The 16,022-nt window shown below is 68.3% G+C and carries 14 protein-coding genes and 2 pseudogenes; 6 read left to right on the forward strand and 10 right to left on the reverse strand.

What is annotated here, in order from left to right:
- Positions 1 to 20: 20 nt before the first annotated feature.
- Entirely contained in the window at positions 21 to 1,268 is a 1,248-nt protein-coding gene (gene gatD / locus P1N55_RS07540; protein ID WP_276278314.1) for a Glu-tRNA(Gln) amidotransferase subunit GatD, read from the reverse strand.
- A 106-nt stretch (positions 1,269 to 1,374) separates the two neighbouring features.
- On the opposite strand from gatD, the gene P1N55_RS07545 reads away from it, so the two are divergent.
- A complete protein-coding gene (locus P1N55_RS07545; protein ID WP_276278315.1) occupies positions 1,375 to 1,887 on the forward strand; it encodes a YybS family protein in 513 nt (170 codons plus the stop codon).
- On the opposite strand, the gene P1N55_RS07550 is transcribed toward P1N55_RS07545, so the two are convergent.
- From P1N55_RS07550 to P1N55_RS07560, 3 genes are all read right to left on the reverse strand, one after another.
- Positions 1,879 to 2,526 carry a metalloregulator ArsR/SmtB family transcription factor gene (locus tag P1N55_RS07550; protein WP_276278316.1) on the reverse strand — a complete coding sequence of 216 codons (648 nt, stop codon included), beginning with the start codon at positions 2,524 to 2,526 and terminating at the stop codon, positions 1,879 to 1,881. The two genes, P1N55_RS07545 and P1N55_RS07550, sit on opposite strands and share 9 nt — an antisense overlap.
- Before the next feature lie 50 nt (positions 2,527 to 2,576).
- Positions 2,577 to 3,515 (reverse strand): hypothetical protein, encoded by a 939-nt coding sequence (locus P1N55_RS07555; protein ID WP_276278317.1) that lies wholly within the window; start codon positions 3,513 to 3,515, stop codon positions 2,577 to 2,579.
- Positions 3,516 to 3,609: 94 nt separating this feature from the next.
- A complete protein-coding gene (locus P1N55_RS07560) occupies positions 3,610 to 4,248 on the reverse strand; it encodes a DUF1405 domain-containing protein (RefSeq protein ID WP_276278318.1) in 639 nt (212 codons plus the stop codon).
- Positions 4,249 to 4,389: 141 nt separating this feature from the next.
- Between P1N55_RS07560 and P1N55_RS07565 the strand changes: the two genes are divergently transcribed.
- Genes P1N55_RS07565 through P1N55_RS07580 form a run of 4 tightly spaced genes read left to right on the forward strand, consistent with a single transcriptional unit; the run spans position 4,390 to position 7,764 of the window.
- Entirely contained in the window at positions 4,390 to 4,755 is a 366-nt protein-coding gene (locus P1N55_RS07565; protein WP_276278319.1) for a DUF5802 family protein, read from the forward strand.
- A 45-nt stretch (positions 4,756 to 4,800) separates the two neighbouring features.
- Entirely contained in the window at positions 4,801 to 5,694 is an 894-nt protein-coding gene (locus tag P1N55_RS07570; RefSeq protein WP_276278320.1) for a Vms1/Ankzf1 family peptidyl-tRNA hydrolase, read from the forward strand.
- 31 nt (positions 5,695 to 5,725) lie between these two features.
- Positions 5,726 to 6,736 (forward strand): DUF1611 domain-containing protein, encoded by a 1,011-nt coding sequence (locus P1N55_RS07575; RefSeq protein ID WP_276278321.1) that lies wholly within the window; start codon positions 5,726 to 5,728, stop codon positions 6,734 to 6,736.
- Positions 6,733 to 7,764 carry a dipeptide epimerase gene (locus P1N55_RS07580; protein WP_276278322.1) on the forward strand — a complete coding sequence of 344 codons (1,032 nt, stop codon included), beginning with the start codon at positions 6,733 to 6,735 and terminating at the stop codon, positions 7,762 to 7,764. Before P1N55_RS07575 ends, P1N55_RS07580 begins: the two co-directional genes overlap by 4 nt.
- A gap of 79 nt (positions 7,765 to 7,843) precedes the next feature.
- On the opposite strand, the gene P1N55_RS07585 is transcribed toward P1N55_RS07580, so the two are convergent.
- The 6 genes and pseudogenes from P1N55_RS07585 to P1N55_RS07610 form a co-directional block, all read right to left on the reverse strand.
- On the reverse strand, positions 7,844 to 8,317 hold the full coding sequence (locus P1N55_RS07585) for a redoxin domain-containing protein (RefSeq protein ID WP_276278323.1): 474 nt from the start codon (positions 8,315 to 8,317) through the stop codon (positions 7,844 to 7,846).
- Positions 8,318 to 8,429: 112 nt separating this feature from the next.
- Positions 8,430 to 10,374, reverse strand: a pseudogene (locus P1N55_RS07590) (hypothetical protein).
- A 61-nt stretch (positions 10,375 to 10,435) separates the two neighbouring features.
- Positions 10,436 to 10,946: pseudogene (locus P1N55_RS07595) on the reverse strand (gamma carbonic anhydrase family protein).
- A gap of 109 nt (positions 10,947 to 11,055) precedes the next feature.
- The gene (locus tag P1N55_RS07600; RefSeq protein ID WP_276278324.1) at positions 11,056 to 11,616 is read right to left on the reverse strand and encodes a DUF7504 family protein; all 561 of its coding nucleotides are present in this window, start codon (positions 11,614 to 11,616) and stop codon (positions 11,056 to 11,058) included.
- Positions 11,617 to 13,158: an ATPase domain-containing protein gene (locus tag P1N55_RS07605; protein WP_276278325.1), complete on the reverse strand. Its 1,542-nt coding sequence runs from the start codon at positions 13,156 to 13,158 to the stop codon at positions 11,617 to 11,619.
- Between the two features lie 63 nt (positions 13,159 to 13,221).
- A complete protein-coding gene (locus P1N55_RS07610; protein ID WP_276278326.1) occupies positions 13,222 to 13,653 on the reverse strand; it encodes a universal stress protein in 432 nt (143 codons plus the stop codon).
- Between the two features lie 426 nt (positions 13,654 to 14,079).
- On the opposite strand from P1N55_RS07610, the gene thrS reads away from it, so the two are divergent.
- Positions 14,080 to 16,008 (forward strand): threonine--tRNA ligase, encoded by a 1,929-nt coding sequence (gene thrS, locus P1N55_RS07615; protein WP_276278327.1) that lies wholly within the window; start codon positions 14,080 to 14,082, stop codon positions 16,006 to 16,008.
- Positions 16,009 to 16,022 lie beyond the last annotated feature (14 nt).

Consider the following 16,022-nt stretch of genomic DNA (forward strand, 5'->3'; position numbering starts at 1 on the left):
CATATTCGAGAGAGACCCGATCAGAGCCAGGGCGTCGATCGGTCCTGGATCTCGCCGGCGAGCGGTTCCTGCATCGTGTCTGCGACGTCGCTGCTGTTTTCGAGCGCCCACATCAGCTTGACCTTCGCCGTCCCGGGGAGCATGTCCCCGCCCTCGATGACGCCGGCGTCAAGCAGGTCACGCCCGGTGTCGTAGACGCGGTCACAGACCCGCCCCTCGAGACACTGGCTGGTCATGACGACGGGGACGTCGAGGTCCTCGATGACCGAGATCCACTCGGTGTTGACGTGACCCAGGCCCGTCCCCTCGATGACGATGCCCTCGCTGTGCTCGGCGGCCGTCTCGAGCAGCGTGGTGTCCATCCCGGGCGTGAACTTCACGAGTTCGACGTCGGTCTCTAGGTCCTCGGCCAGCGCGAGGTCGGTCGTGCCGCGCTCGGTGTACTCGCGACGGAAGGTGACCGTGTTGTCGCCGTCGACGTCGTAGTCGACCCAACCGAGCGGTCTCGCGCCGACCGTCTCGAAGGCGTCCCGGCGGGAGGTGTGGTTCTTGCGGACGCGGGTCCCACGGTGGAGCGCACAGCGGTCGTCGGACTCGTCTTCGTGCATACAGACCAGCACCTCCGCGCAGTCGCTCTTCGCGGCCTCGACGGCCGAGACGGCGTTCATCACGTTGTCCGAGGAGGGGCGGTCCGCCGAGCGCTGACTGCCGGTGAAGACGATGGGCACCGGCGTGTCAAGCATGAAGGCAATCGCCGCGGCCGAGAACTGCATCGTGTCGGTGCCGTGCATGACGACGACGCCGTCCGCGCCGGCCTCGATCTCCTCGTAGATGGCCTGTGCGAGGTCTTGCCAGACGGCCGGCGTCATGTTTTCAGAGAGGATGTTGGCGACGACGCGGCCACGGTAGTTGGCCATCCCCGCGAGGTCCGGCACCGCCCGCAGGACGTCCTCGGCGTCGAACTGGGCGGTGACCGCGCCGGTGCGGTAGTCGACGGTCGAGGCGATGGTCCCGCCGGTCGAGATGAGCGACACCGTCGGGAGGTCGTCGTCGAACTCGATCTCGGACTGGGCCTGCTCGTCCTGGGCGCTCTCGACGTCGTAGACGTCCGACTCCAGCACGTCGACGTCGGCGTCCGCGCGGTCGATGCCGACGTTGTACCCGCCGTCGAGCTTGACGACGAGGTGGTCGGGCGTACTGGAGGGGAGCAAGACGCCCTCGTAGGTCTGGCCCGCGCGGTCGACGCGGACCCGGTCGCCTGCGTTCATGCGCGCCCCTTCCTGCCCGCGCGACTTGAACCCACTCGTTTCGGGACGGGCCAGGTTCTGACACACGCCCGAAAGGACCATAGGCGTCCCACCCCCAGAGGGAGGTATGTCCGAGCGAACGGAGGAACGGACCCGCGACCGCGAGCCGTCGGGTGATTCGACTGCCGGTGACGACACTCTGGGATTCGACGTCGGCAGCCTGGGTCGGACGACGGACGGGGCGGCGGCCCGCGAGTCGACGGCGAACGGCGAGCGCGGCCTCGGCCGGTTCTTCTCGCTCCGGGCGCTCGTCGGGTCGTTCGTCGCCGTCGCGCTCGGGATGGGCGTCGGGGGCGTGATCCCGCTGATCCCGTTCACCGGCGTCCTGGGCATCGCGCTGGGCGGGTTCGTCTACGGGCTGCTCTCGAGACGAGGGCGGTACGTCGAGATGGCGCTGGCCGGTGGGACCGTCGCTGGCCTGGCCATCTTCCTCCAGTTCCTCCCGCGGGCCCTCGTCTTCGAGGGGTTCGACGGGACCAGGCTGTTCGCCATCGCCGCCGGTATCGGCCTCCTGCTGGCCGTAATCGGTCACTACTTCGGTCGCGACCTCCGGGACGGCCTCACGCGGGACCTATCGTAACGCCCAGCCGTCGCGGTCGGACTCGACGATGTCCTGGCGCTCGAGTCGCCCGAGCGCCTCCTCGACCATCTCGGGCGGCGCCTCGATGTCGCGGGCGATGGCCTCGACCGACCGGTGTCCGTTCGAGAGCGCGCTGACGATCTCGGCGAACAGGCGCCCGTCCCCGTTCTCGACGCGCTCGTCGATCCGGTCGCGGACATCAGTGACGCGGCCCTGGACCCACCGCTGGGCCAGCGACAGCTCGTTTTCCAGCTGTTCTAGTCGCTGCAGTTCCCGGGTGAGGGCTTTCAGGTCGCCGGCGTCATCGCCGCTGACGTCGATAGTGAGATGGCGGCACGTGGACATGTCGAAACTCGGGCTGGCCGGGTAGGCACTCTTGGTCCCGAACTCGTAGGGCGAGACCCGGACCTCGAGCCGCAGGTTCCGGGCGATAGAGAAGTACTTGCGGCGCTGCTCGTCGGTTCGGGACTCGACGAGGCCGGCGTCCTCGAGTTTCTTCAGGTGGTCGATGACCGCCTTCGGACTGACGCTGAGGTACTCGCTTATCTCCGTCACGTAACAGGGTTTGTGTGCCAGGAGCCGCAGAATTCGGCGGCGGTTGGCGTTTCCCAGGAGGTCGAGTAACGCAGCAGAGTCCATTCACCTGAGGTTAGGGGCCGCGGGTAAAAAGCGTGACTCTCGCGCTCGTCTCAAACGAGGCCGGCGGCGACCAGCACCTCGATGGCCCTGCCGACCATACCGCCACCGTCGGGGCCAGTCTCGGTCGCACTGTCGATTTCGGTCTCGGTTTCCGTTGCGTCCGGCTGCCCGCCCTGGCCGGGGTTCTCCGGCGGGCCGGGTTCCTTCGGGCCCCGCGGGGCGTTCTCACCGCCCCGGCTGGTATTCTCGCCGTCCTTCGAAGCGTCCTCGCCATTGTTCGGCGCACTGTCGCCGTCCGCCGTGGCGTTCTCGGCGGCCTGCGTCACGTTCGCCCCGGTTCCGTTGCCGCTCACGTCCACCTCGCCCGGCGCGCCGGGGCCGTCGGCGTCCGGACCGGGGGTCCCCTTTCCGGGGACCTCAAGTTTCGGCCCGCCGGCGAGACCGCGAGCGACGTCGGCGATCTGGGGGCCGCGCAGTTCGCTGGCGCTCCGCTTGAGCTGGTCGAGTCTGCCGTCGTCGACCCCGACGTCGGCGGCCGCGCTATCGGTGTCCGCGACGGCGCCTTTCAGCGCGTCGATGCGGGCCGACAGGCGGCTCTGCTGGGCGACGTACGCCGGACGGGTCAGGTCCCCGTTCTCGTAGCGTCGCTGAAGCGTCTCGTTCCTGGTCTCTAAGCGCTCGATACGGCGTTCCAGAACCCCCGCCCGCTCCGTGACGAGCCGTTCACGCTGCGTGGCGTCGGCTCGTTCGAAGTTCGCCTTCCACATCCCGTTTTCCACGGAGTCGTTGGCCGCGGCCGAACTGGACTGGAGGAAGGCGGTCAACTGCGTCCCGAGGGCCGGCTCGTCGGCCTCGCTGTCGTTCGCCGCCGGGGTCGCCGTCGGCGACGACGTCGCCGACTCGGTGGCCGTCTGGGCCGATGCGGCCGGGGCCACGACGACAGCGAGAACCGCGATCAGCGCGAGGAGAACGGCCTGCAGTTGGTTCATCGTATCCCCAGTAGACCCAGAGACCCTAAAAATCGACAGCTCCGTTCACTCCGTTCACCGACCGCCCCCACCCACACAGACCGTCCAATAGCGTTTATCGAGCCGTCTCGCCGAGTTTCGGCAGCAGATGCCACGCGATGGCGACGGCGCCGACGGAGAGCCCGACGGAGGCGGCGACGAGCGCGAGGCCGGGGTCGTACCGGAGCGGCGGGAAGTACCCGAACCCGTAGTCGGCCACGTCGTTGGCCAGGGCAACGACCAGCGCGGTCGCCAGCGCGCCGCGGGTCGTCCGGGCGTAGTGGGGGACCAGCAGTCCCTCGGCGACGAACCCGAGGTGGGTGACGATGATGCCGAAGTACGCCCAGGGAGCCGGGAAGTAGGCGTCGAACCCGAGGTTGAGCGCGACGAACGTCCACAGGCCCATCTTGACCAGCCAGACGAACGCGATGGTATGGAGGTACGCGAGCGGGACCGAGACGGGGACGTCGTCGAGCGACTCGCCCAGGAAGGGGACCAGCGTCACCAGCGACAGCGTCATCAGGAACAGCGCGGCGGGCGAGTCGGCGTACAGCGGCCAGAGGAACGTGAAGACGTCGGGCATCGTCTCGACGTAGAAGCGGACCCCGACCAGCATCGCGACGACGTTGACGACGATGAGCCACACCAGGCTCGGCGTGTTCTCCAGGTAGTACCGGGCGTACCGACGCGGGAGCGGCCCTCGTTCGGGCTCCATGTCACCGTACGGGTGGCCTCGGGGGAAAGCCCTGTCGGAGTCGCCGTCGGAACCACCACACAGCGGCGGTGTCATTGTGCGACGATATAAGTGTATGGGCCAATTACTATATGCTGTCGTGCTGTATGTTCACACGACCCGATGTTCGAACAGTTCTCCCGCGGCTACTACCTCGGTCGGCTCTACGTCGAACCGACCGACGACCGGGCGGCCACGATGTGTCGCGAACAACACGAGCGAGTCAACCAGCAGCTGTACGCCACCGGCGAGGGCGTAGAGCGCACAGATCTCCCGCTGGTGATGAAGCTCGGCGCCCGACACTTCGCGGTCCACGGGGCCCAGGAAGTCCCCGCCGACACGCTGGCGATTCCCCGGGACGTCTTAGAGGAGATCGGCGTCCGGAACCCGCCGAGTCTCCGCGAGGTCTTCCTCGCGAAGGCCGACCACGCCGCCCATCTGCTCTCGGTCGCCGAGGGGACGCCGACGCACCCCGAGCGGGCCGAGTAGCGCGGTCGGCAGGATTTAAGCCCGTCCCCCCACGCCTTCCAGTCGATGCTGGACCGGTTGCTCGGCCGAGCGGCGCTGAAAGAGCGCGTCGAGACCCTCGAAGCGGAGAAGCACCACCTCGAACGGCAACTCGAGGCCGAGCAGGAACGGCGGGCCGACGCCACGACGGAGCGCCAGGAGGCAGCGCGCGAGGTCAATCGCCTGGAGGACCGCGTCGCGGAACTCGAGGACCGCGTCGCGCGCCTGAACGACGACGAAGGCGACCGGTCGTTCCGGAGTGAGGAACAACTGCGCGGTGAGCGCCTGACCGCGGTGCTGGACCGCCTGGCGTCCTTCGAGACGGGCCCGGAAGGGGTGTTCACCGCGTACGTCGCCGCCGAGAGCGACCTGCCCGAGTCGGTCCGCGAGGCCTTCGGCGACCGGGCCGAACTCGTGGCGCGTGCCGCCCCCTGCCTCGCGGTCACCGACGACGCCGGCCTGCTGTCGGCGTGTCTCTCGGTCCCCGTCGCACCGGATCCCTTCGCCTCGTGGGCCGACCGCGTGCAACTGGAACGGTCCTGGTTCGAACCGACCGGCGAGTACGCCGTCGCGCTGGTACGGTCGGGCCTCTTTGCCCTCGGGGAGTACCAGGGGCGCGAGCGGACCGCCTTCCACGGGTTCGACTCCGACCTCAAGAGCCAGCACTCGAAGGGCGGGTTCTCCCAGTCGCGCTTCGAGCGTCTCCGTGACCAGCAGATCGACACCCACCTCGACCGGTGTCGGGCGGCCATCGAGACGGTGTCGCCGGAGCGGCTGTACGTCGTCGGCGAGCGCTCGGTCATCCACGAGTTCGCGGCCCTCGCCACGGCGACCCGGGCCGTCGACGCGACGGGGGACCCCGAACCCGCGCTCGACGACGCCGTCCGGTCGCTGTGGACGGTCCGGCTCCGAGTGCCATAACTTTAGGCGCGGCGGGCGCGTCGATTCGGACATGGAACTCGCAGTCCTCGCCCACGAGAAGTTTCCCGACCACGCCAAGACCGCCGTGGGGCTGCTCCGCTACGGCGACCACGACGTGCGGGCCGTCCTCGACCGCGACCTGGCCGGCGACCGGGTCCACGACCACCTCCCGGACGTCCAGGACGCCCCCATCGTCGCCTCGATGGCCGACGCCCCCGACGTCGACGCGCTCCTCATCGGGATCTCGCCCATCGGCGGCGGCTTCGACGAGTCCTGGCGGCCCGACGTCCGCGAGGCGCTCGAACGCGGCTGTGACGTCCTCTCGGGCCTGCACTTCTTCCTGGCCGAGGACGACGAGTTCGTCCGACTCGCCGACGAGCACGACGCCGACCTCCACGACATCCGCAAGCCGCCGGAGGACCTCACCGTGGCCGAGGGGACCGCCGGCGACGTCGACGCCCGCGTTGTCACCACCGTCGGCACGGACTGCTCGACGGGGAAGATGACCGCCTCCTACGAACTCAGGGACGCCGCCCGCGAGCGTGGCATCGACGCCGAGGTTGTCCCGACCGGACAGACCGGCGTCGCCATCGAGGGGTGGGGCATCGTCGTCGACCGGGTCATCGCCGACTACGCGGCCGGGGCCGTCGAGCGCCTGGTCCAGACGCCCACGGACGCCGACCTGCTCATCGTCGAGGGCCAGGGGGCGCTCGCCCACCCCGCCTACTCCGGCGTGACGACGAGCATCCTCCACGGGTCGGCTCCCGACGCGCTCGTCCTGTGTCACGAGCAGGACCACCAGGCCATCCGTGGCTACGAGTCGGTCCGCATCCCGCCGCTGGACGAGTACGCCGAACTCTACGAGCGCCTGGCCGACCCCGTCGCCGAGGCGTCCGTCGTCGCCGGGATGCTGAACACCCGCGGGTTCGACGAGGGAGCGGCGGAAGACGCCGTCGCCACCTACGAGGAGGCCATCGACGTCCCGGCGACCGACCCCGTCCGCTTTGGCGTCCCCGACGACGTCCTCGACGCGATCCTATGAACGGGTCCGTCGAGCGGTTCGACCTCCCCATCGCCGCGCCCTTCGGCATCGCCCGCGGGACGACCCGCACCAGCGCGTCCGTCGTCGTCGAGCTGACCCACGAGGGGACGACCGGCGTCGGGGCCGTCACGCCCTCCTCGTACTACGACGAGACGGCCGAGAGCGTCGCGGCGGTGCTCCCCGACCTGCTGGGGATCGTCGAGTCGGTGGGCGACCCCCACGCCGGCCAGCACGTCGAGCGACGGATGCGGGCGCACGCGCCCGACCAGCCGGCGGCCCGCAGCGCCGTCTCCATCGCGCTGGCCGACCTGTCGGCCCGCACGCTCGGGGTTCCGCTCTACCAGCAGTGGGGCCTCGACCCGGACGCCGTCCCGCCGACCACCTACACCGTCGGCATCGACACCCCCGCGGAGATGGCGAGCAAGGCCGAGGCGGCCGCCGAGGCGGGCTTTTCGCTCCTGAAGGTGAAACTGGGGACCGACGACGACCGGGGCCGCCTCGACGCCGTGCGGGACGCGGCCCCCGACGCCGAGCTCCGGGTCGACGCCAACGCGGCCTGGACGCCCGACGAGGCCGCCGCCGCCGTCGACTGGCTCGAGGACGCCGGCGTGACCATGCTGGAACAACCCGTCGCGGCCGACGACCTCAGGGGACTGACCGCGGTGACCGAGGCCACGTCGATTCCAGTGGCGGCTGACGAGTCGTGTGTCGCCCCGAGCGACGTCCCGCGGGTGGCCGACGCCTGCGACATCGTCAACGCGAAACTCGTCAAGTGCGGCGGCGTCCGGGCCGCGAAGCGACTCTTCCACACGGCCGACGCTCACGGCCTCGAGACGATGCTCGGGTGCATGGTCGAGTCCGACGCCTCCATCGCGGCGGCCGTCCACCTCGCGCCGCTGGTCGACTACGTCGACCTCGATGGCGCGCTGTTGCTGGCCGAAGACCCCTACCAGGGCGTCCCGCTTGACGGGGCCGTCTTCGACCTCCGCTCGGTCGAGGCGGGGACGGGCACGCGGCGCGCGGACTAACCCTGGCCGTCAGCAGTCCGGACGAGCCGCGTCCCACCGTGGAATTACGGCGGGGTCGAGAAACCGTAGTCGGGTGACCTCAGGCGCTCTCGACGGCTTCGAGGAGCTCCGCGTAGTCGGGCTCGTTCGTCGGGTCGTCGGCCACCCAGGTGTAGGTCACCTTGCCGTCGTCGTCGACGACGAACACCGAACGGTTCGCGACGCCCAGCAGGCCGAGGTCCTCGATGTCGATGCGCTGGCCGTAGGCCTCGATGGCGTCGCGGTCCATGTCGCTGACGAGGGAAAAGCCAAGGTCGTGCTCGTCGCGGAAGGCGTTCTGGGAGAACGCCGAGTCGGCGCTGACGCCGAAGATTGTCGCGCCGGCGGCCTCGAAGTCCCCGAGGTGGTCCTGGAGCGCGACCATCTCGTTCGAGCACGGCGGCGTGAACGCGCCGGGGAAGAAAGCGAGGACGACCGGGCCGTCGCCCAGTTCGTCGGCCAGGTCGAAGGCTTCGACTTCGCCGTTGGCTACCGTCGCTGTAAACGTCGGGGCTGTGTCACCAGTGGAAACCATCGCCCGACCCTTGGAATCACGGGCGAATAAAAGTGGCTAGACAGGACGAGGCACGCGCCCGACGTTCGACCCGCAGGCCGCGGTCGTCGAAGACGAACGTCGCGCCCGCCGCTCACAGCCACTCGTCGAAGGAGTGATAGTCGCGACAGGCCGCGAGGTAGTCCCGTTGCATGTCGGTGATGGCCGCCCGCAGGGTCGCGCCGTCCTCGAGGGACTCCCGGACGCGAGCGATCTTCCAGGAGCTGGGCGTCTCGCCCGCCGCGTAGCGGTTCTCGATGGGGGCGAGGTACTCGTCGATGCGAGCTTCGGGTACGTCCTGTTCGCCGAGCCCCAGACGGGCGTACCGGAACACCTCCTCGAAGATCTCGTCGTGGTCGGTGATGCGCCGGCCGTCGACGGTGACCCACGAGAGGTCCGCGTCCAGCCCCTCGTGGGCGGCGCTGTAGAAACTCCGTTCGGCCTCCTGCCAGGGGAGTTCCCCCAGCGGGTGGTCGACGGCGACCAGCCCCCGGACGAGGCCGACGGTCAGCGCCTGCAGGCCGATCATGTCGTCGACGTGTGGCTGGGTGGGCAGCGGGCGGTACTCGATGCGCAGCGAGCGCTCGTCGCAGGCACCCTCGACCGGCGTCCCGCCGACGACACAGCGCAGCCACCGCCAGTAGGTCCCTCGCTTGTGATCGAACTCCCAGATGTCGTCCTCCAGGCTCTCCCGTGGCCCGTCCTCGAGCCACTCCCGGAGGAAGGGGCCGAACTGGTCGTCGGCGACGACCCGGTCGACGACGTCGGTGACGCTGTCGATGTCTCGTGGCACCCGGACCTTCGGGTTCGCGCTGGTGTTGACCGACTGCTCGAAGGCGTCGATGCGCAGCTCGTGGTGAGTGTTCTCACAGAGCCACTCGCCGTCGACGTCCTCGTCGTACAGGTCCGCCGGGAGGAACGGCGAGTTCGTCGAGAGGGCGAGCAGCGGCCCGAGCGTCCGGATGGCGGCGTTGTAGTACGCCGGGAACGCTGCGGCGTCGGGAATCCCGAGGTGGGGCTGGATCGAGGTGGCCAGCGACTCGAAGAGGATGCTCGGGAACGAGCCGCTGTAGCCGGGGACCTCGAAGTCGATGGCGCCGGCGGCGTGGTGCAGCGCCTCGTTGTCCAGAGCGACGTACCGCGGCGCCTGGCGCATGTTCTCGGCGATAGTCACGCCGTCGCGGACCTCGTGGGCCGAGAGGTACGCCCGGCTGCCCTCCTCGGGCGGGATGGTCCACATCGCGTCGAGGACGAGGTCGCAGTTGTGCTTCTCGGCCTGCTGGCGGGCCTGCTTGGTCTGCATCTCGACGGCCGTGGTCTGGACCTCCATCCCCGTCTCGTCGAAGGTGTTGGGCGGTGTTGACCTCGGCGTTGTGCAGGCCCAGCTCCTTGTTGGCCTCGCCCTCGAAGACGGCGTCGGGCAGGCGAGTGAGCCGGCCCTCCCAGTCCTCGGGGTCCATATACGGCTCGTCGTCTGCCGCCTCGGTCGCCTCGACGGCCGGTTCGTCGTCGCTCGGGTCGGGTGCCTCGACGCCCGGCTGGTCCTCGGCAAGCGGGCTGTCGGGGTCGATGTCCAGCGACGGGCCCTCGCCGGGCCCGAACCGTTCCCTGTCGTCGCTCTCGTCTGCGTCGCTGGCGTCGTCGGCGTCGTCTTCGTCGTCGACCGTCCCGGGCGACGGCGTGTCGCCCGCTGGTTCGAGCGAGGTCCCGCCCCCTGACTCGGATTCGGCCGGGGCCTCCAGCGATCCGTCCCAGGCGGTGCTGCCCGTCGACGACCCGGAGAGGTCCTCGTCCAGGTCCGCCGGGTCGATCTCGCCGTCCTCGTCGTCGCTCGTTTCGGGGGCCGGCTCCGGTGGCTCCGGTTTCGCGTTGACGGCGTAGAGTTCGACCTCCAGCCCCACCGAGAAGCCCTCGTTGTCGAACTCGCCGGCCGCGATGGCCTCGCGGAGGGCGTCGGCCTGCTCGTCGACCCGGGCGCCGAACTCGCGGTCCGTCTCGTCGGCGAGCGACTTGGTCACCAGGTCGACGATGTCGTCCATAACTGGAGTGTGTACGCGCGTTGTTTATAAGTACCTCGTCGGTGGCGGACCACCAGGGGAGTCACTCGAAGAGGTCCTCGTGACGCGCGGCCAGGTTCGCGTAGTCACCCGACGAGAACGCCTCGAACACCTGGTCGGGGTCGATGTTCGTCTCCTCCAAGGGCGTGACCGTCGCGGGACTGCCCCGGACGAACGATTCCGCCGGCACCTCGTAGCCCGGCGGGACGACGGTGCCCATCGCGACGATCGATCGTTCGCCGATGACCGCCTCGCTGACGGTGGAGTTGAAGCCCACGAGCGCGCCGTCGCGGACCTCGGCGTCGTTGAGCACGGCGCCGTGGCCCACCATCACCTTCTCGCCGACCGTCGACGCGTGGAGGATCGCACCGTCGCCGATGGCGGTCTGTCGGCCGACCTCGACCGGGCCGACGTCGCCCCGCAGCACGGCCCGGCCAGACGTTCGCGTTGGCCCCGATGGTCACGTCGCCGACGACGGTCGACTCGCGGCTGACGTGTGCGTACCCGTGTATCTCCGGCGAGTCGCCCTCGAACTCGTACTCACGGCTGTCCATACACCAACAGCGAGTGCGCGGTCCGAAAAGATACCGGTCGAGTAACCTATCACTCGGAGGCAACTACGCCGGACTCGACCTGTCGGCGACGGGTCCGATAGGGGTGCGGTCAGGCACAGTCGACGGCCTCGTCGAAGACCGGCTTCAGCCGACTGATAGTCTGGTCTTCGTGGGCACCGGGGTCCAGATGGAAGTGCGCCACCGCGCCCACCTCGCGCAGCTGGCCGGCGAACATGTGGAGGAACTTGAACGCCGACTGGATGTCGGCGAACTGGAGGAGTTCGGTCAGCGAGTCGAAGCAGACGGCCAGCTGGCTCTCCGGTTCGACGTCGGCCAGGTAGTTGTTGAGGCGCATCCCCAGGCCGGTGATGTCGTTTGGATTGGCCGTCGTGACGAAGACGCTCTCGGGCAGGTCCTCGTCGCTCGGCCGCCCGAGGCCCGCGCCGTCGCCGACGACGACGATGCCCATCCGGCCGGGGAGAGCGCCGTGGGTCTCGCGCCAGGACTCGACCAGTTCCGTCGGCGACGCCGAGTAGGTGATTCGCAACACGTCGAGTCGCTGGCGCCTGTCGGCTTCGAGCAGCGAGAGACAGGTCGACTGCTTCGCGCTGCTCAGCGACGGCGCCATCACGAGGGTGTTCGTCCCGGGCTGGGGGTCCGGTTCTGCCATCTACTGGCCCTCCGGAGAGGTGGGCGACTCGTGCCGAGGCACACTCGTCCCCGCACCCGGTGGCTGCTGAATCCGCATGTAGGGTTCGTCTTGCACGTACTCGACGAGGCGAGTCGCCCCCATGAATCCACTGGGTGACTTCTGTAGTTCCAGGTACTGCAGCCCGTCGTCCGAGACCCACGTCTCCAGGGTCTGCCAGGCTCCGTTCTCGTAGAACGCCGCGAGCTCGTCCGACAGCGTCGCGGGGTTGAACAGGTACATCGTCGTGTCGTCGGCCCGGTAGAGGTTCTGCTCCTCCCAGAAGCGAACCTGCCGGAGTTCGTCGTTCTCTAAGACCGGCAGCTGTGACTCGACGTTGAGGACGGTAAACATCGACTGGTCGCCCCGCCGGTCGTCGATGGTCCGGAAGACTCCGGCCGTGTCCTCGTCCTCGTAGGTGTGGGGTTTGAACACGTTGCGCCGCGTGTTCTCCCAGATGTCGGCGAAGTCGATGAGGAAGAGCCGGTCGTCGTTCAGCATCTCGTCCATGTCGCCGATGCGGTCGTCGATGATACTGCGCAGCCGCTTGGGCGGCAGTTCCACGGGTGGGGCGATGGCGATGGCCATCCCGTCGTCGACAGCCTGCGCCATCAGGTTCGTCAGGATAGAGTGGGGACTGGCCTGCCCGTCGTGTTTCAACAGTAAGGTCCCCCCGTAGACGATGCCCCCGCCCATGAGCGCGTCGAGGCCCGGAATCCCGGTCGCCATGTGGTCCGAGGGGACGAACTCCCCGGGGTGGGTCCGCAGGCGCGGCGAGACGCGGATCCCCGCCGGCGTAAACGTCAGCTCGTGGATCCGCGAGTCGTGATCGACGCCGCGCATCTTCACCACCTCGAGGAACCGGTGGTAGTCGCCGCCGACGTTCTCACGCCAGAGGCGAAGGACGCCGTGAGCGTTGAACTGGACCGCGTCGCTGGCAGCCACCGTCTTGACGTCCGACTGGGCCAGCGACGGTTCGGACTCCTCGGCGGTGAACATCGCCGTTGCGCTGAACTCGTCGTTGAGGAGGCGAATGAAATCGAGCAGCGTCCGCCGAAAGACGTCCCGGTCGTCCCCGATGGCCGACAGCCCCGACACCGAGTCGAGCACGACGCGGTCGGCCGGGGCGAACCGCTCTAAGTACTGGGTGATGTACTTCGACTCGAACGGGGCGGAGTACTCGCCGCCGAGCATCGTGCCGCCCTCGAGTGTCTCGAGGGTCAGCTCGCGCTCACTGTCGCCGTCGACGGTCTGTCCCGGCGTCGCGTGCAGCGACGTGACGGTGAGATTCTCGTCGTCCATCCGGAAGTCGAACGCGGAAAACGAGTCCTCGAGCTCCTCGAACGTCTGCTCGGTGCTGATGAAAAGGCAGTCCTCGCCGCGGTCCAGTCCCGCCTGCAGGAACTGCATCGCGAGCGTCGACTTCCCCGTCCCCGGCCCCCCGGTGACGAGCACGGTCCGGTTCTCCGGGATCCCCCCGTCGAGGATGTCGTCGAGCGTCTGACTCCCTGTCTGAACAGGCATGTGGTTCTATCGGTGGGTCGGACTCCTGGATAAAAGGCGTGATGCCTAACGAGGCACCGCGGCTCACTCGATGTGGACGACCAGCACCGGGACCGGCGAGCTCTCGACGACCCGTTCGGTGACGCTCCCGAGGTTGGCCACGCGGTCGCGGCCGGTCCGGCCGTGGGTCCCCACGGTAATCAGGTCGATTCCCTCCTCGTCGGCGTACTCGACGATAGTCTTGTACGGGATGCCCTCGGCCATGGTCGTCCTGACCTCAAGCCCCGCCTCCTCGCCGCGGACGGTGACGTCGTCGAGCGCCACCTCGCCCTCCTCGCGCAGCGACTCGCGGACGTCCGCTTTGACGTCTTTCTCGGCCGCCTGGTGCAGCCGCTTGTCGACGACATAGAGGCCGTGTAACACCGCGTCGTTGTCGCGTGCGATGGAGATCGCGTGCGAGATCGTCTCGACAGAGCCCGAACTGCCGTCGGTCGCGACGAGTACGTGGTCGTACATGGGTGCTCGTCCGGGAGTGCGTCCCCGGCCCACATAGTTCTCGGTGGTCGCTCTCACCCGACGGGAGTGGTGCCGCGTCGCGCTCGTCGGTTCAGCGAGGCGCTTTTGTCGAGGGTCCCACCGGAGGCGTGCCTCGCTGCTCGCGGCTTCGCCGCTCGCTTTCCCGAGAGGCGCTCCCTTCGGTCGCGCCCTTCGCTCACCGCGTCACTTCGAGGCCCTTCGCTTCGCTCAGGCCCTCGCCATTGCTCGCGGGTCACTGCGTTCCCCGCTCGCTTTCGAGGGCCGCTCACTCGCTGCGCTCGTTCGCGCCCCTCGCTATTGCTCCACGGCTCCCTGCGGTCGCCGTTTCGCTTCGAGGGTCCTCCCTGCGGTCGGACCCTCGCTATCTCAATACACTTATCCCCGGCCGCTATCGTATGCAGGTATATGAGTACGGTCACGGTCACGCTGCCGGACGGGTCCACCCTCGAGATGGAGTCCGGCAGCACGGTCGAAGACGTCGCCTACGAAATCGGGCCCGGACTCGGAAAGGACACCGTCGCCGGCGTGGTGGACGGCGACCTAGTCGACAAGCACACGCCCATCGAGACCGACGTCACACTGGAGATCGTCACGGAGAGCAGCGAGGAGTACCTCGACGTGCTCCGTCACTCCGCGGCCCACGTCTTCGCCCAGGCACTCCAGCGCGAGTTCCCCCAGGCGACGCTGACCATCGGACCGTGGACCGACGACGGCTTCTACTACGACATCACCGGCGTCGACTTAGACGAGGACGACTTAGAGACCATCAGCGAGGAGGCCCAGGCCATCATCGCCGAGGACTACGACATCGAGCGCGAACTGGTCGACCGCGAGGCGGCCTTCGAGCGCTACGAGGACAACCCGTTCAAGCAGGACATTCTCGAGACGGAGGCCGCCGGCGAGGATCCCGTCTCCTTCTACACGCAAGGCGAGTTCTACGACCTCTGTCAGGGTCCCCACGTCGAGTCGACGGGCGAGATCGGCGGATTCGCGCTGCTGGAGATCTCCGCAGCCTTCTGGCGTGGCGAGGAGGACAACGAGACGCTGACGCGGGTCTACGGCACCGCCTTCCCCACCGAAGACGAACTCGACGAGTTCCTCGAGAACCGGCGGAAGGCCAAGGAACGGGACCATCGCAAGATCGGTCAGGAGATGGACCTCTTTTCCATCGACGACACGACCGGGCCGGGTCTCCCGCTGTACGAGCCCAACGGCAAGAAGATACTGAACGAGCTGTCGGACTACGTCGCGGGCCTCAACCGCGACGCCGGCTACGACGAGGTCGAGACGCCCCACGTCTTCCGCACGGAACTCTGGAAGAAGTCGGGCCACTACGAGAACTACGTCGACGACATGTTCCTGCTGGACGTCAACGACGAGGAGTACGGCCTGAAGCCGATGAACTGCCCGGGCCACGCGACCATCTTCGACCAGAAGTCCTGGTCGTATCGCGACCTCCCGGTGCGGTACTTCGAGGACGGGAAGGTCTACCGCAAGGAACAGCGCGGCGAACTCTCGGGGCTCTCGCGCACGTGGGCATTCACCATCGACGACGGCCACCTGTTCGTCCGGCCGGACCAGATCGAGACCGAAGTCCTCGCGATCATGGACATCATCCTCGACACGCTGGACACGTTCAACCTCGACTACACGGTCCAGTTCGCCACCCGCCCCGAGAAGAGCGTCGGCGGCGACGAGATCTGGGAGAAAGCCGAGTCCCAGCTGGAGGCCGTCCTCGAGGGCCAGGACATCGACTACGTCGTCGAGGAGGGCGACGGCGCCTTCTACGGGCCGAAGATCGACTTCGCGTTCGAGGACGCGCTGGGCCGCCACTGGGACGGCCCCACCGTGCAACTGGACTTCAACATGCCCGAGCGGTTCGACCTGACCTACACCGGCGAGGACAACGAGGACCATCGCCCGGTCATCATCCACCGAGCGCTCTTTGGCTCCTACGAGCGGTTCTTCATGGTGCTGACCGAGCACTACAACGGGAAGTTCCCGCCGTGGCTGGCCCCCGAGCAGGTCCGTATCCTGCCGGTCAGCGACGACAACATCCCCTACTGCGAGGAGATCGCCGACGAGCTCGGCGACGTCCGCGTCGAGATCGAGGACCGCTCGTGGACCGTCGGCCGCAAGATCCAGCAGGCCCACGACGACCGGGTGCCCTACATGCTCATCATCGGCGACAACGAGGAAGACGACGGCACGATCTCCGTGCGCGACCGCAAGGAAAACGAGGAGAAGGACGTCGACCTCGGCGAGTTCCGCGACCACCTCCACACCGAGATCGACCAGAAGCGGACCGCAGTCACCTTCTTTGCCGGCCGGTAGCGGAACGACCCCCG

Source organism: Haloarcula regularis (assembly GCF_029338315.1).
Lineage (GTDB): Archaea > Halobacteriota > Halobacteria > Halobacteriales > Haloarculaceae > Haloarcula > Haloarcula regularis.

Bases quoted from the DNA above. Each gene is read 5' to 3' on its own strand.
- P1N55_RS07550 (WP_276278316.1), bottom strand. From the start codon at position 2,526: ATGGACTCTGCTGCGTTACTCGACCTCCTGGGAAACGCCAACCGCCGC.
- P1N55_RS07585 (WP_276278323.1), bottom strand. From the start codon at position 8,317: ATGGTTTCCACTGGTGACACAGCCCCGACGTTTACAGCGACGGTAGCC.
- P1N55_RS07575 (WP_276278321.1), top strand. From the start codon at position 5,726: ATGGAACTCGCAGTCCTCGCCCACGAGAAGTTTCCCGACCACGCCAAG.
- P1N55_RS07605 (WP_276278325.1), bottom strand. From the start codon at position 13,158: ATGCCTGTTCAGACAGGGAGTCAGACGCTCGACGACATCCTCGACGGG.
- P1N55_RS07555 (WP_276278317.1), bottom strand. From the start codon at position 3,515: ATGAACCAACTGCAGGCCGTTCTCCTCGCGCTGATCGCGGTTCTCGCT.
- P1N55_RS07560 (WP_276278318.1), bottom strand. From the start codon at position 4,248: ATGGAGCCCGAACGAGGGCCGCTCCCGCGTCGGTACGCCCGGTACTAC.
- P1N55_RS07610 (WP_276278326.1), bottom strand. From the start codon at position 13,653: ATGTACGACCACGTACTCGTCGCGACCGACGGCAGTTCGGGCTCTGTC.
- P1N55_RS07570 (WP_276278320.1), top strand. From the start codon at position 4,801: ATGCTGGACCGGTTGCTCGGCCGAGCGGCGCTGAAAGAGCGCGTCGAG.
- P1N55_RS07545 (WP_276278315.1), top strand. From the start codon at position 1,375: ATGTCCGAGCGAACGGAGGAACGGACCCGCGACCGCGAGCCGTCGGGT.
- P1N55_RS07565 (WP_276278319.1), top strand. From the start codon at position 4,390: ATGTTCGAACAGTTCTCCCGCGGCTACTACCTCGGTCGGCTCTACGTC.
- P1N55_RS07600 (WP_276278324.1), bottom strand. From the start codon at position 11,616: ATGGCAGAACCGGACCCCCAGCCCGGGACGAACACCCTCGTGATGGCG.
- thrS (WP_276278327.1), top strand. From the start codon at position 14,080: ATGAGTACGGTCACGGTCACGCTGCCGGACGGGTCCACCCTCGAGATG.
- P1N55_RS07580 (WP_276278322.1), top strand. From the start codon at position 6,733: ATGAACGGGTCCGTCGAGCGGTTCGACCTCCCCATCGCCGCGCCCTTC.
- gatD (WP_276278314.1), bottom strand. From the start codon at position 1,268: ATGAACGCAGGCGACCGGGTCCGCGTCGACCGCGCGGGCCAGACCTAC.